We start from the raw sequence: 14,313 nt of genomic DNA, 5'->3' as shown, positions 1-14,313 counted from the left end.
TAAGTATTAATGCTTTATTGCTTCATGTTCAGCCGTCACTGCAATTTCTTCAGTTAACGCTTGCTCTTCAGTTTCGTTGTGACCTTCAGCGCCGTGCATCCAATCAACTAGCTTGTCAGCCATGAAGTATAAGATAACCGCTGAGATACCTGCTGTGATCGCAATACCAGCAAAAATAGACATTGCATTGGCAAGTTGATCTTCCACATCACCGCCGTGACCAATTAATGAACCTACTAAGCCACCAATTTTGTTAGCCGCTGCGATAAATAGGAACCAAGCACCCATCATTAATGATGCGATACGCAGTGGAGCCAATTTAGTGACCATTGATAAGCCAATTGGTGACAAACATAATTCACCCATGGTGTGGAAGAAGTATGCACCGACTAACCACCACATGCTTGACTTAGCGTTTGCGTCGCCGCCCATTTCAAGTACAGCACCGATCATGAATAGGAAACCAATACCCAGTAATACTAAACCTAATGCAAATTTAACTGGTGAGTTAGGTTCGTTTTTACCTAAGCGGATCCAAATAGACGCAATAACAGGGGCAAAAACAACGATAAAGATAGCATTAAGTGATTGGAAATAAGTCGTTGGAACTTCCCAACCACCAATCATACGATCGGTAAAGTTGTTAGTGAATAAGTTCATTAATCCGCCAGCTTGCTCAAAGCCTGCCCAGAAAATAACCGTGAATAAACCCATTACCATGATCACTTTAATGCGATCACGTTCAACTTTAGTTAAAGGCTCTTTACGTGTTTCACCTTTAGCTTCATTTTTTTGCTTTTCAAGTTTAGCGGCAGGAACCGTACCGATATCTCCAAGTAGCTTTTGCGCGAATAGGAATTGGATGATTAATGACGCAACCATACCAATACCCGCACAGAAGAAACCTGCTTGCCAGTTGTTAACAAATACTTCTTTGCCGTCAATAACAATGCTATGGCCAAATTGGGTGTATGCCCATGCCACAATGAAACCTGATAATGCCGCACCAACGTTAATACCCATATAGAAGATAGTAAATGCACCATCACGACGGTGATCGCCTTCTTCATATAAGTCACCAACCATAGTTGAGATGTTTGGCTTAAATAGACCGTTACCAATAATCAAGGTGCCTAGGCCAATGTAAAACATGGTTGTTTCTAGACCTGGCATCCAGCTATGTGGTGCTGCTAGGGTAAATTGACCTGCAGCCATTAAGAAGCCGCCAATATAAATCGCTTTACGTTGGCCTAAAATATTATCCGCTAACCATCCGCCAATAAGCGGGGTTAAGTACACTAAACCGGTAAATGTTCCATAAAGAGAAAGTGCGTCTGCTTGAGTCCAACCAAGACCACTACCACCATTAGACTCAACTTTATCGACCAGATAGAGCACCAAAATGGCACGCATCGCGTAATAACTGAATCTTTCCCATAGTTCTGTTGTAAACAGCAGGAAAAGCCCCTTGGGATGACCAAGCATGGTCCCCTGTGGTTTTGCATTGCTCATTAAGTCTTCCACCTTAAGCTTGTGATTTGCCTGCGGGACCACTGTCGCCACAGAAATTGTTGTTTGCAATTGTGATTATGTTCAACGTATTGATATTTTCAGAATAACATTCTGTCGCGTTTCAACTTAGTTGCTATAAATTTAACCACTTTGTTGTTTATTTATTATAGTAAATGTTGTCATTTTAAAGTTTTAAGGATTAAAACCTTAAAAAGCTACCCTTATATACATCTTATAAGCCGTAAAAGTCAATGGCCATGGGCGATCAGCGTTTGTAAATGTAGACGTTGAATCAGTTTTTAACCGCTTGCAAAGATACCTTTGTTGTTTTTTTGGTGCTAGTTGGCAAGCTTTTAGCTGGCAAATGCTATTAAAGTCACCATAACAACGGATAACAGAATTTGTGACGATTATTTAGTATGAGGTCGGTTAGCGGGCTGACAAATAGAATCTATACTTGTTTTAATTGTGTAAACGCTTTGCAAATTTTTAACAAGTATATAAAATGTAACTCATTGGATTTTAGTGTCAAAAAAACAATTTTTAGTTTTATTGCATATTAAGTGTCTGGCCATTGAGTGTAATTAACTGACTTTGATGGCGGAGGCAGGATCTTGTATCGACAACTTGTTTGTTTATGCAGCTTAGTTTTTAGCAGTTCAGTGCTTGCTTGGGTTGATAGTGATCTTGATGGCGTACCAGATAAAAAAGATGCCTGTCCCAATACACAGATTAATACAGCTGTACTTGCCAACGGTTGCCAGCAAAGCTTGGGCTTAGTGAGCGTCAGCCCGATATATTTTAATTTTGGCCAGTCTCGGGTGTTAAGGTCGCAATTACCCAGTATTGAGCGGGCGCACCAGCTCATTAAGGACAATAAGCTTGTCAGTATTTCTTTACTAGGTCACACCGACAACATTGGTAGTGAGCAATTAAACGCCAGTTTGTCAGTAAAAAGAGCCCAATCAGTTAAAGATATTTTGGTCGAGCAGTTTGCGATTGATGCCGATGTAATAGAAGTTAGTGGTATGGGGAGTTTGGCTCCCATATCAACAAATCGTACCGCGCTAGGTAGGCAAAAAAATAGACGCGTTGAATTCAAGTTTGAATAATTATTATTAATAAAGGGAGTAAACCATGGAAAGCATCGAGAGTTTGATGGCACAAGCGCCTGAATTTTTAATCACTTATGGATTAAAAGTTGTGATGGCCATTTTGATATTTATCGTAGGTAAATATCTATCTAACGTAGCTAAGAAATTAACTACAAAACTATTACTGGGCCGTAAAATTGATGAAACCGTAGCATCATTTGTCGGTAATTTGGTTTGGGGCGTGGTATTTGTATTTACGATTATCGCAACCTTAGGTCAAATTGGCGTACAAACAGCATCACTAGTCGCTGTATTGGGTGCTGCAGGTTTAGCTGTAGGTTTAGCGCTGCAAGGTTCATTGTCAAATTTTGCCGCAGGTGTGTTGATGGTTATCTTCCGCCCTTGTCGTGTAGGTGATTTTGTTGAAGCCGCTGGTGTAGCGGGAGTGATTGAAGAAATAACTATTTTCTCAACTAAACTTCGTACTGGCGATAACAAGACCATTATTGCTCCAAACTCAGCGATGATGGATGGCACTATTATTAATTACTCAACTAAAGAAACACGTCGAGTTGATTTAGTTATCGGAGTGGGTTACACCTCAGATATCGCAGCAACCAAGAAAGTTATCTCTTCTGTATTAGACAATAATCAATATGTTCTTAAAGATCCTGCATACACTGTTGCACTAGGTGAACTAGCAGATTGTTCTATTAACTTCGTGGTTCGTCCATGGGTTAACACTGCCGATTACTGGCCAGCTCATTTTGAGTTACTAGAACAGATTAAGAATGCGCTAGATGCTGCAGCTATTGAAATTCCATTCCCACAAATGGATTTACATTTAAAAGAAATGCCAGCTAAATAGCCTATTTAGTGCATTTTGTTCACAAAGCCAGCTATTATGCTGGCTTTTTTATGGCCATTTTATCGCAATGATTTCGTGAGGTTAAAAATGTACAATAATATTCTATCTTCAGTCGCAGTGGTTATTGCACTTACCTTGCCTAATGTCAGTGTTGGCAGTGAAGTGACGACAATTACTATGGGCGGTAAGCCGATGGCGTTAGTAGGCCAGCAATTAAGCGTTAATACTCAAGCGCCTGACTTTACCCTTGTTAATGAGATATTCGAGCCCATAAGCCTGGCTGACTTTAAAGGAAAAACCGTATTAATTAGTGCTGTGCCTAGCTTAGATACTAGGGTCTGTGCGTTGCAGACTAAGCGATTTAATAAATCAGTCAGTCAATACAACGACAATGTGGTGATGTTAACTATTAGCACCGATTTACCTTTTGCTCAAAAGCGTTTTTGTCAGGCAGAGCAAGTGGATAAAATAACAGTGCTATCAGATGCTGTATGGCGAGATTTTGGTCATAAATATGGTTTACTGATCAAAGACCGCGGTTTACTTGCGAGAGCTATTTTGATTATTGATACGAACGGAACACTCAAATATAAAGAACTTGTAGCTGAGGTGGCTAATCATCCAGATTACGACGCCGCATTATCGGCATTAAATAAAATTTCTGCCGACTAGCACAAGCTTAAGCACGAATAACTGGGGTAGAATAAGCTAATTTTACAGTACTAGAAACAGTACTCGCGCCAGTTTATTGAGAGTGGATATGATTGATTTTCGCAGTGATACGGTAACAAAACCCACAGATGCCATGCGTAAAGCCATGGCGAATGCCGAGGTTGGCGATGATGTTTATGGTGATGATCCCACGGTAAACCATTTACAAGATATGGCTGCTGACTTATATGGCTTTGATAGTGCTTTGTTTGTTAGTTCTGGTACTCAAGCTAATTTATTGGCCTTAATGGCACATTGTGAGCGAGGTGATGAGTACCTTTGTGGTCAACAGGCTCATAATTATAAATTTGAAGGTGGCGGGGCAGCAGTACTGGGCAGTATTCAACCGCAACCGTTAAACAATCAGCCAGACGGTTCAATTTTACTTGCAGATATTGAAGCTGCTATTAAGCCTAATGATATTCATTTTGCGCATACTCGTTTATTGAGCCTTGAAAATACCATTGGTGGTAAGGTGTTACCGCAGAAATACCTTGCTGATGCCCAAGCATTAGCCTTTAATCATAATTTAAAAATCCACTTAGATGGCGCGCGCGTAGCGAATGCTGCAGTGGCACAAAATATACCCATTAGTGAGATTACTCAGTATTTTGATTCGGTTTCAATTTGCTTATCAAAGGGCTTAGCTGCGCCAATAGGTTCAATATTGCTTGGGGATGAGCGCTTAATACAAAAAGCTATACGCTGGCGTAAAGTGCTCGGTGGCGGTATGAGGCAAGCGGGTATTATTGCAGCAGCAGCCCAATTGGCTATTACCGAGCAAGTGGATAGGTTGGCAGAAGATCATGATAATGCCGCGCTTTTAGCACAGCTGTTATCTGAAATGCCTGAGTTTTCAGTGGATATCAATTTAGTTCAAACTAATATGGTGTTTGCATCTTTAGATAAGGCATATGATGTCAAGCATCTCGCTTTACTATTGGCGCAAAAGGGCATCATTATCAGTCCGTCATCGTCATTACGCTTGGTGACCCACAAAGATATTAGCCGGCAGGATATTGTGACTTTTATCACTACCTTGAAGCAAATAATTGTCCAGCTGAATAATAAATAATCCAGATAAAACTGTCTTAGCTCAAATGTGGCACCCATAAATGAGCGCTCAATCAGTTATTGATTGTCTTTAAAAGCACTTCTGCCAAGAGGTGCTTTTTTTTGGTGCAAGCAAGTACTGAGGTTGTAATATTATGGCGCAGTTAAGAGACCATATTTAAATCATGGTTTTATCATTTTTAATTATTTCAACAGCTTGAAGAGTTGGCTTTAAAGTTGCTACCTATAAAGTGGTATAGTAATTCAAGGAGCAATATTATGGAATATTTAGGCCGTCATATTGTAAAACCAGTAAATTTAAATGCAGAACAAAGTCTATGTTGTGGCCAGCTACTGATGTGGCTTAATCAAGAAGCGTCGATATTTGCCCGCTGTCAAATGCACAGTAAGCAGCTAATGGCTAAGTTAGTGTCAGAAATTAATTTTATGAGTCCCGCTAAAATGGGTGATGTGATTGAGTTTGGTATGGAAGCCATTAGCTTAGGGCAAAGTTCTATTACATTAAGATGTAAAGTGAGAAATAGCCTTAGCAATGCACCGATCGCTTATATCGATAAAATTGTGTTTGTGAACATTAATGAAAGAGGTTTACCGATCCCTCATGGTATTAGAGCGAATGCCGCCTAAGGGGATGGTTTAATCATTGCGAGTACCGGTAAAGGTAAGTGTTTAGCAAACTAGCCCCAATAGAGTCGTTCACTGGCGTTAACCTTGCCAGCTTTAATTGATCTAAAGCTGGCAAGGTTAATGTATTATCTTTATCAGTTAGCGCTTAAGCGCCTAATTCCACTTTAGTGTAATTTAAGATGCGGATGAATAATGCGGCTGATCCCTTTTGCCAGCATCATTAAGGTGCCTTTCACCACACCGTGCAGCTCAATTAAGTGACGACGATAAAGTGAGGTGTAAACAAAACGGGCAATTTTACCCTCAACCAAAACCCCGCCACCCATAAATGACATTAGGTTACCGACAGTGTGGAACTTCGACAGGTTCACCAGCGAACCTAAATCTTTGTAAACGTATTCATTTTTAGGATCTTTGCCAGCAAGCATCAACATAATGTTATCAGCTGTCATTAATGCCATTTGTCTTGCTGACTGGCCTCGTGGAGGTACCCAGCTGCCATCAGCTTGTGGGCAAGCTGCACAATCGCCAATAGAGAAGATTGAGGGGTCTAGGGTGGTTTGCATATTTTGCTTCACCATCACTTGGTTAATATGATTACTTTCAAGACCACCAATATTATTTAAAAAGTTTGGTGCTTTAACACCTGTTGACCATATAACCATATCTGCAGGGATCAAGGTGTTATCTGTTGTCGATAAGCCTTCTGGTGTCACTTGTGTAATGCGGGTGTTTGTCATGACCTTCACTCCCAATTGCTTGAGTTCACGGGTCACTGAGTCAGAAATTTCTACTTTGCCGACTTTAGGTAAAATGCGCTCATCAGCTTCAATGAGGGAAACTTCCAGCAAACTGGTATCAATTTTATAGCCAAAGCCACTGAGTTGCTCTACCGCATGGTGCATTTCAGCCGACATTTCCACACCAGTCGCACCTGCACCTACCACAGCAATTTTAATTTTATCATCCAGTTGATGATGACTGGCATAGCGCATAAATTTATTTAATAACAGCTTACGAATTTGCATCGCTTGTTCAGTGTTATCTAAAAACAGGCTGTGCTCTTTGACGCCAGGAATATTAAAGTCATTGGCTACGCTGCCAATGGCAATCACTAAATAGTCATAAGGAATATGACGAGCGGGTAAGAGTTCATCCCCGTCTTCATCATTAATTGGCGCTAAAATAATATGTTTATCATCACGATTAATATCAATCATTGCACCTTGTTGAAAATGGTAACCATGTGCTGAGGCGTGGCCACGGTAGCTAATTGCATCAATGCCAATATCTAAGGCGCCAGTAGCCACTTCATGAAGCAGTGGTTTCCACACATGGCTTTCGGCACAATCCACGAGTGTGACTTTTGCTTTGGCTTTTCTACCAACTTTATGACCCAATTTAGTGGCGATTTCCATGCCACCTGCGCCGCCGCCAACGATGACGATATTCGGAACTGCTTGCATCTAAGATGCTCCTTTAGTGAAGTTAAAATAATTCGGTTATATTTTTATCGGTATGGCTTTAACGACAAGGAACAGAATCGACAAAATCTTATAAAAATTATGCGCTTTAGCGTTGCAAACTCACTTGTCATGTAAAGGTAGTCAGAGTAAAGCGAGTTAATTTATAAGATTAAAAAAGAACGCAGCATATCGAAGCGTTAAAAGGCAGTCGTAAAGCGTGTTAAAAATTATGAGAAGCAGTTTATATAGTAAACAAAGCTGGGATGTCTTAATAAGAGTGTGGAACTGTGAACTGATGGTTAACTAGTTTGGAATAGTGTTAACTGGATCACGTATTGGCTTTGGTAATATTTGAGATTGTCACCGAAAAACATAACAGCGTTTTTCGGTGATTCAGTAATCCTTGGAAACGTTACTGAGCTTTAGCAAGGCGCTTGTTATAGTCTTCGACTAAGTGGGCAATGATTTTCTCTGGATCTGCATCTTGGCAGCAATCATCGAGGAAGATCTTAAAGGTGACCATAGCGTGGGCATCATTTAACAGGCGATTGCTTTGCATTGAGTAATAAGTGTTGTCGGTGTCCGACTTTCTAACGACAAACTTTCCGCTTTCAAATGATTTTGAACCGGGTGCATTGTGCCATTTGGTGATGCGGTTTAGTGCAATTTCTGAGGATTGGTTGATTTCTATGTGGTTTAACCAGCTAGCTGTTTTATCTTTTTCTTTATAGTGAGGACATCTTACTGTGTAGTTATACACATGAGTGATTGCAGTCATAGCTTACCTACTTATTTAAGAATGTAACTTCATCATAGACCCCTATTTTAAGGCAGGTCAATGGTTATTTTGAGAAGTTAGACGCGGTTAACAGTTATGTGTGTAAGTGTATTATTTATTAAATAAAAGTATCAGTTTGTAGTTAGAATACTTAAGTGTGACTATTATTTTTAGCGCTGTGGCTGGCGCTATTTCAATAGCTTAATGGCAATTTTATTGGCCTTAAGCTGTGTTTTAGTCAGGTTGTTCTCTAGTAGAGAATGCCAGCCATTGACAGGCTTTATTCGCGGATCAGCTTGAGCCGCGAATATATGAAACTTACGGTTGTAACCTATAGTGCGTTAGTGAATATTTCACAAATCTCACCATGGGTCGCTTGTTTTGGGTTAGTGAGGCCACAGGCATCTTTTAACGCATTATCAGCCAATGTAGGGATGTCTTCTGGGTTAACTCCAAGTTCAGTTAAATTTGCTGGGATATTGACTGCAACAGACAAGGTTTTAATGGCTTCGATTGCAGCCGCTGCGCCTTGAGTATCATCTAATTGCGCCACATCTACACCCATTGCTTTAGCAATGTCTTTTAATTTACCTGGCACCACTTGCGCATTGTAAGCTTGTACATGCGGCAGTAATAGTGCATTACACACACCGTGTGGTAAATCATAAAAGCCGCCAAGTTGATGGGCCATCGCATGAACATAACCTAAGCTAGCATTATTAAATGCCATTCCCGCTAAGAATTGCGCGTAAGCCATTTGCTCACGAGCATTGATATCATCACCTTGTTCAACCGCATTAACCAAGTTAGCTTTAATCAGCTCGATGGCTTTAATTGCACAAGCATCGGTAATTGGGTTCGCAGCTGTTGATACATAAGCTTCCACCGCATGAGTTAATGCATCCATACCGGTTGCGGCTGTTAACGCCGCAGGTTTTTCAACCATGAGTTCAGGGTCATTTACTGACAAAATAGGGGTGGTGTTTTTATCGACAATCGCCATTTTAATATGACGTGACTCATCAGTAATAATACAGAAACGGGTCATCTCACTGGCTGTGCCAGCCGTAGTGTTAATTGCGACTAGCGGCATTTGTGGTCTTGTTGAAACATCTAAGCCTTCGTAGTCTTTGATGCTACCACCATTGGTCGCCACTAAAGCGATACCTTTAGCGCAATCATGTGGCGAGCCGCCACCTAACGAAATAACAAAATCACACTCGTTGGCATTAAGCATTGCTAAGCCTGCTTCAACATTTCCCATGGTTGGGTTAGGTTGTACGCCATCAAAGATAAATACTGCAATGCCATTGTCCATAAGCTTAGCCGCTACTTTATCAACTAAACCAATTTTTACTAACGGTGCATCAGTAACAATAAGTGCGCGCTTAAAGCCCAGTGTTTTGATGTCATTGATTGCTTCATTAACACTGTCTTGACCGAGAATATTTACGCTAGGAATGAAAAATTTAGTCGCCATGGGAAACCTCTTTAATGATTAAAATAATTAATACAGAATTCTTTAATGTCATTAAATTACCAATCATATTGACTATAATTTGTGACTTATTTCATACATTTAAACTTGTTCATGTTGTTTCTGTGGTTTTAATCGTAATTAGCGGAGCTAGCTCTGGTTTTGCTAGTGAAGTGTAATCTTGATTGTACTTTTGGTTTTATTTGCGCTGTAAACCAATAAAAAGCCCGCAACGATAATTGTTGCGGGCGTTAATAATAAAGCGCTATACATTAGTCACATACAAATTTTTTGCTAGGTTATCATTGTGGGCAGCTGGTTTCTTCAACGCTGTTGATGACGATATCTGTTACAGGTACGCTATTACTATTAATCGATACCATGTTAATTTGATCGACCACTTCAGCCATACCGTCATACACTTGACCAAAAACCGCATAACCACGTTGGCCACTGGAATAATCTAATTGAGGATTATCGAGGGCGTTGATATAAAACTGTGATGTGGCTGAATCTGCCACTGTGGTGCGCGCCATCGCTATGGTGCCACGTGCGTTAGTTAGGCCGACATTGTCTTCTAATGTGATAGCTTCAAAGCCAGGCTTGCTCACTAATCCTGTGGTAAAGCCACCGCCTTGTGAAACAAATTGATAGACAACGCGGTGAAATAGTGTGCCATCATAAAACTGCTCATCGACATAGCGTTTAAAATTCGCTCCAGTAATGGGTGTATTAGTGGTATCGATGGCTAAGCTGATGTCGCCCATTGTTGTCGACATAACATAGCAAATATCGGCAACTAGCTCAGTAGGTTCGACAGGTGGTGTAGTCTCAGGAGTTTCTGGAACTTGAGAGTCAGAGTCTGAGCCACCACAAGCGCTAAGGGTTAATGCAAATAATAACGGGTATAGCAGTTTCATCACAGGCCTATTAGTTGTTTTATTATTGTGAGACCTATGTTGCTAAAATGTGCCAATTAAATCAATAAATAAAACCATAAGATACAAAGTGTTACCTAAAGGCCGAAATAACATATCTTAGCGTGTTATAAAACAGAGCTAACTTATATGTACTTGGCTGATTTTACAGGTTAATGCATTGCATTAAGCCTAAGTGCCTTTATTTAGCTGTGGTTTTTATTTCGCTAATATTAACCTAAGTCGCTACAATAGCGCCTTTAACAGTAGTTTTCAGAGAACAATATGACTTTTGATTCATTAGGCTTGTCACAACCGATTTTGGATGCGGTTAACACATGTGGTTATAGCGATATGACCCCCGTACAACAAATTGTGATCCCATTAGCTATTGAAGGTAAGGATATATTAGCCAGCGCACAAACTGGTACCGGTAAAACTGCTGCATTTGCTTTACCTTTATTAACTCGTCTTGAGCTTGAAATAGCCGAACAAGAGAGCAAAACAGCTTGGCAACGTTTACGGGTACTGATCATGACCCCAACTCGCGAGCTGGCGATTCAAATCGAACAAAATCTGGTTAACTATGCCCAGTTTTTACCCTTTGAGAGCCTCGCGGTTTATGGCGGTTCGAATATCAACCCGCAACGAAAAGCCCTCGCTAAAGGTGTCGACATTTTGGTAGCAACTCCTGGGCGATTATTCGATATTATTGGTCAGCATGACCTTGATTTATCCTTTGTGACCCATTTAGTTATCGATGAAGCCGATCGCATGTTGGACTTAGGTTTTGTTAAAGATATCGAAAAAGTGAAGCGGATGATCAATCGTCAACATCAAACCATGATGTTTTCAGCGACCTATTCTAATGATGTCAAAAGCTTAGCGGCAAAAATGCTCAAAAATGCCGAGTATGTGCATATATCGAATCAAAAACCTGCTGAAACGGTAACCCAATCGGTATATCAAGTAGATAAACGCCGTAAAGCAGAGTTACTGTCAGAGCTGATTGGCCGTAATAACTGGCAACAGGTGATGGTATTTACCAGCCTAAAAGAAACGGCTGAGCACTTACTTAAAGAGTTTAAGTTAGATGGTATTAAAGCTGCCGTATTTCATGGTGACAAAACTCAAGGCGCTCGCAACCGTGCTTTAGAAGAGTTTAAGACGGGTAAGCTGCGCGTCATGATAGCGACCGATCTCGCCGCAAGGGGTCTAGATATTGAAGCTTTACCATTAGTGATTAATTTTGAATTACCCCCAGAGCCTGAAGATTATGTTCACCGTATTGGCCGTACGGGCCGCGCAGGCTTAACCGGTCAGGCCATTTCATTGGTCGCACAAAATGAAATGGAGCTGTTAGAAGACATTGAAGCACTCATTAGCACCTCAATACCTGTGGTAGTGTTACCCGGTTATGAACTTGGCGCGCCATTACCGGCTCGATATAGAGAAGTCGATGCTGAAAAACCTAAAAAGCTGTTTAAACATAAACGCCAAGGTGGCAACCGAAATCGCGGCGGCGCAGCTAAAAGTGGCCCTGCTGGTAAAGGTAGTCGTGCTGATGGGAACGCTAAGCCGACTAGACAAGGCAAGTACGCTAAAAAATAATAATCACAATGCTTATTATTTACATGGGTTTAATTTAGTTATTTAGTGGAATTTATCAGGTGATCCGTAAACGCATTAATACTAACCTCATTACCGGCTTTTTAGGGGCAGGTAAAACCAGCTTAATTGTGTCGTTACTGGCAATCAAACCCAAGGGTGAAATTTGGGCTGTGCTAGTTAATGAGTTTGGCGAAGTGGGTATTGATGCGAGCCTGATAACTGGCTGCAACTCATCCGAACAAGTGGTCATAAAAGAAGTTGCTGGTGGCTGCTTATGTTGCGCTGCAGGCGTACCGATGCAAGTGGCGATTAATCAAATTATTCAAAAAGCTAAGCCAGATAGATTGTTAATTGAACCAACTGGACTTGGCCATCCTGCTGAAATACTCAAGGTACTGACCAATGAGTTTAATCAGCAAGTATTGCAGTTAAATCAAACCTTATGTGTGGTTGATGCGCGCAAGCTCAAAGACACTCGCTACACTGAAAATAGTAACTTTAATCAGCAAATAGACATTGCAGAAGTGATTTACGCCAGCAAGGCCGATTTATATCAGCAAGATGATTTTGCCTCTTTGTCAGCTTACTTAGCTAATGATAAAAAACTGTGTATTGCCTCAAATGCTGCTAATGCACTTAATCATGTTTATGCCGAATTGGTAAAGCCACAAGCTGCTAATCCCCCAAGCACAAAATCGCCATCTTATTTAGCTACGTCCATTAACAAGCCAAACACAGCATTATTTAATCAAAATGAAACAAAAGTTGATGATGAGTTAAATGCCCAAGGTTTTATTACTAAGCTAAATCAAGCCCAAGGGGCTTATAGTATTGGCTGGATTTTTAGCGCCGAGCATTGTTTTGACTTTGATAAGTTAGTTGCCTGGTGTGACGGCTTACTTAATGAGGTGCTACGCATAAAAGCGGTAATGATCACAGAAGAAGGCATTGGCGCTTTTAATGCTGTCGATGGCAGGCTGTCGATTAACGAGCTTGATGAAGCCATGGACTCAAGATTAGAGATAATTAGCTTAAACCCGTTATCAGAGGCATTATTAACAGAGCAAATCCTCAATTGCTTGAGTGACATGGCTTAGACGGGCTAGATCACAGTGGTTGTTGTTAAATTTTTTCCTAAAACAACTGCTACTAAAGTAACAACAGTTACTAAAGCATCAGTTATTTTCAACCACTGCAGCTAACATTAGCCCTTAAAACAGTTTGCTGCCCCAGCCCAATTTAGCGCGCAAAACATCAAAGTAATTGTGGCCTTTAGGGTGGATCATTCTTAAATGATTATTGCTACGGCGAATAAAAATTTCATCCCCAGGCAACACAGCTAAATCAACGTGACCATCACAGCTGACTTCTAAGTTCTCGCCGTTATCCGGTGATACCACTAATTTTATGGTGCTACATGCATCCACCACAATAGGGCGAGACGATAGTGTATGAGGGAACATAGGCACTAAAATTAATGCTTGCAGGTTAGGGGTTAAAATTGAGCCGCCAGCAGACAAGGCATAAGCTGTTGAGCCCGTTGGGGTTGATACAATCATGCCATCGGCGCGTTGGCTATACATGAATTGCTCATCAATATAGACCTCAAACTGGATCATGTGCGCCACTTTACCCGGATGCAATACCGCTTCGTTAACCGCAGAGTTACTGGCTTTTAAAATCCCATGACGATGCACTTCAGCCTCTAGCAAAAAGCGGTTCTCTGTATCGTATTCGCCTTCAAGTACCTTAGAAAGTGATTCTTCAAAGTTATCGGGTGGTAAATCCGTTAAAAAACCAAGGTTGCCACGGTTAACCCCAATAACCCCAATGTCAAAGCGAGACAATACCCGCGCGGCGCCGAGCATATTACCGTCACCACCGACGACAATAGCGAGATCGCAGCGCTCACCTAATTCAGTTAAATCAACAGATTCCACTTCAACTTTTAACTCAGAAGCCACTCGCTCTTCGGCTAATATGTCGAAGCCTTGCATGGAAAGCCAATGATGCAAACGCTTTAAAGTGCGATTGGTACCTTGATGATGTGGCTTGCCAATGAGGCCGATTGTTTGAAACTTTTTAGTCATATTAGTATTTGATTTGCACAAAGGCTTGAAACGAAGAAAATGATCCCCATAATATGCCCATAGTAATCAGAAACAAAGCATTTTTAGC

13 protein-coding genes are annotated in these 14,313 nt (G+C 40.9%); 7 read left to right on the top strand and 6 right to left on the bottom strand.

Going from position 1 to position 14,313, the window contains the following annotated elements:
• Positions 1-6: 6 nt before the first annotated feature.
• On the bottom strand, positions 7-1,512 hold the full coding sequence (locus tag BCU94_RS01110; protein WP_102439510.1) for a peptide MFS transporter: 1,506 nt from the start codon (positions 1,510-1,512) through the stop codon (positions 7-9).
• Positions 1,513-2,126: 614 nt separating this feature from the next.
• On the opposite strand from BCU94_RS01110, the gene BCU94_RS19855 reads away from it, so the two are divergent.
• The 5 genes from BCU94_RS19855 (at position 2,127) to BCU94_RS01085 (ending at position 5,886) form a co-directional block, all read left to right on the top strand.
• A complete protein-coding gene (locus tag BCU94_RS19855) occupies positions 2,127-2,624 on the top strand; it encodes an OmpA family protein (RefSeq protein ID WP_277869331.1) in 498 nt (165 codons plus the stop codon).
• Positions 2,625-2,649: 25 nt separating this feature from the next.
• Positions 2,650-3,474, top strand: a complete 825-nt coding sequence (locus tag BCU94_RS01100; protein ID WP_102439512.1) for a mechanosensitive ion channel domain-containing protein — start codon at positions 2,650-2,652, stop codon at positions 3,472-3,474.
• An 87-nt stretch (positions 3,475-3,561) separates the two neighbouring features.
• Positions 3,562-4,146 carry a thiol peroxidase gene (gene tpx, locus BCU94_RS01095; protein WP_102475429.1) on the top strand — a complete coding sequence of 195 codons (585 nt, stop codon included), beginning with the start codon at positions 3,562-3,564 and terminating at the stop codon, positions 4,144-4,146.
• An 88-nt stretch (positions 4,147-4,234) separates the two neighbouring features.
• Positions 4,235-5,260: a low-specificity L-threonine aldolase gene (gene ltaE, locus BCU94_RS01090; protein WP_102439513.1), complete on the top strand. Its 1,026-nt coding sequence runs from the start codon at positions 4,235-4,237 to the stop codon at positions 5,258-5,260.
• A gap of 257 nt (positions 5,261-5,517) precedes the next feature.
• Positions 5,518-5,886, top strand: coding sequence for a hotdog domain-containing protein (locus BCU94_RS01085; protein WP_076540291.1), 369 nt, complete (start codon positions 5,518-5,520; stop codon positions 5,884-5,886).
• 164 nt (positions 5,887-6,050) lie between these two features.
• Here the strand turns inward: BCU94_RS01085 and BCU94_RS01080 are convergent, their stop codons facing one another.
• The 4 genes from BCU94_RS01080 to BCU94_RS01065 all read right to left on the bottom strand — a co-directional run bounded on the left by BCU94_RS01080 (position 6,051) and on the right by BCU94_RS01065 (position 10,527).
• Positions 6,051-7,352 (bottom strand): NAD(P)/FAD-dependent oxidoreductase, encoded by a 1,302-nt coding sequence (locus BCU94_RS01080; protein WP_102475392.1) that lies wholly within the window; start codon positions 7,350-7,352, stop codon positions 6,051-6,053.
• Between the two features lie 412 nt (positions 7,353-7,764).
• On the bottom strand, positions 7,765-8,130 hold the full coding sequence (locus tag BCU94_RS01075; protein WP_102439515.1) for a cytoplasmic protein: 366 nt from the start codon (positions 8,128-8,130) through the stop codon (positions 7,765-7,767).
• A gap of 331 nt (positions 8,131-8,461) precedes the next feature.
• Entirely contained in the window at positions 8,462-9,610 is a 1,149-nt protein-coding gene (gene yiaY, locus BCU94_RS01070; protein WP_102439516.1) for an L-threonine dehydrogenase, read from the bottom strand.
• 299 nt (positions 9,611-9,909) lie between these two features.
• A complete protein-coding gene (locus tag BCU94_RS01065) occupies positions 9,910-10,527 on the bottom strand; it encodes a peptidylprolyl isomerase (RefSeq protein WP_102439517.1) in 618 nt (205 codons plus the stop codon).
• 282 nt (positions 10,528-10,809) lie between these two features.
• Between BCU94_RS01065 and BCU94_RS01060 the strand changes: the two genes are divergently transcribed.
• Positions 10,810-12,135, top strand: coding sequence for a DEAD/DEAH box helicase (locus BCU94_RS01060; protein ID WP_102439518.1), 1,326 nt, complete (start codon positions 10,810-10,812; stop codon positions 12,133-12,135).
• Positions 12,136-12,194: 59 nt separating this feature from the next.
• Complete coding sequence (locus tag BCU94_RS01055; RefSeq protein WP_102475391.1) at positions 12,195-13,232, top strand: GTP-binding protein; 1,038 nt, start codon at positions 12,195-12,197, stop codon at positions 13,230-13,232.
• Between the two features lie 114 nt (positions 13,233-13,346).
• On the opposite strand, the gene nadK is transcribed toward BCU94_RS01055, so the two are convergent.
• A complete protein-coding gene (gene nadK / locus BCU94_RS01050; protein ID WP_102439520.1) occupies positions 13,347-14,225 on the bottom strand; it encodes an NAD(+) kinase in 879 nt (292 codons plus the stop codon).
• Between the last annotated feature and the right edge of the window lie 88 nt (positions 14,226-14,313).

The sequence above is a fragment of the Shewanella sp. 10N.286.52.C2 genome, from assembly GCF_002874545.1.
In the GTDB taxonomy this organism is placed as follows: Bacteria; Pseudomonadota; Gammaproteobacteria; order Enterobacterales; family Shewanellaceae; genus Shewanella.
The sequence above is the reverse complement of the archived record's forward strand: the minus strand, read 5'-3'. Positions and strand labels throughout refer to the sequence as shown.

Bases quoted from the DNA above. Each gene is read 5' to 3' on its own strand.
- BCU94_RS01085 (WP_076540291.1), top strand. From the start codon at position 5,518: ATGGAATATTTAGGCCGTCATATTGTAAAACCAGTAAATTTAAATGCA.
- ltaE (WP_102439513.1), top strand. From the start codon at position 4,235: ATGATTGATTTTCGCAGTGATACGGTAACAAAACCCACAGATGCCATG.
- BCU94_RS01080 (WP_102475392.1), bottom strand. From the start codon at position 7,352: ATGCAAGCAGTTCCGAATATCGTCATCGTTGGCGGCGGCGCAGGTGGC.
- BCU94_RS01110 (WP_102439510.1), bottom strand. From the start codon at position 1,512: ATGAGCAATGCAAAACCACAGGGGACCATGCTTGGTCATCCCAAGGGG.
- BCU94_RS01065 (WP_102439517.1), bottom strand. From the start codon at position 10,527: ATGAAACTGCTATACCCGTTATTATTTGCATTAACCCTTAGCGCTTGT.
- tpx (WP_102475429.1), top strand. From the start codon at position 3,562: ATGTACAATAATATTCTATCTTCAGTCGCAGTGGTTATTGCACTTACC.
- BCU94_RS01100 (WP_102439512.1), top strand. From the start codon at position 2,650: ATGGAAAGCATCGAGAGTTTGATGGCACAAGCGCCTGAATTTTTAATC.
- BCU94_RS01075 (WP_102439515.1), bottom strand. From the start codon at position 8,130: ATGACTGCAATCACTCATGTGTATAACTACACAGTAAGATGTCCTCAC.
- nadK (WP_102439520.1), bottom strand. From the start codon at position 14,225: ATGACTAAAAAGTTTCAAACAATCGGCCTCATTGGCAAGCCACATCAT.
- yiaY (WP_102439516.1), bottom strand. From the start codon at position 9,610: ATGGCGACTAAATTTTTCATTCCTAGCGTAAATATTCTCGGTCAAGAC.
- BCU94_RS01060 (WP_102439518.1), top strand. From the start codon at position 10,810: ATGACTTTTGATTCATTAGGCTTGTCACAACCGATTTTGGATGCGGTT.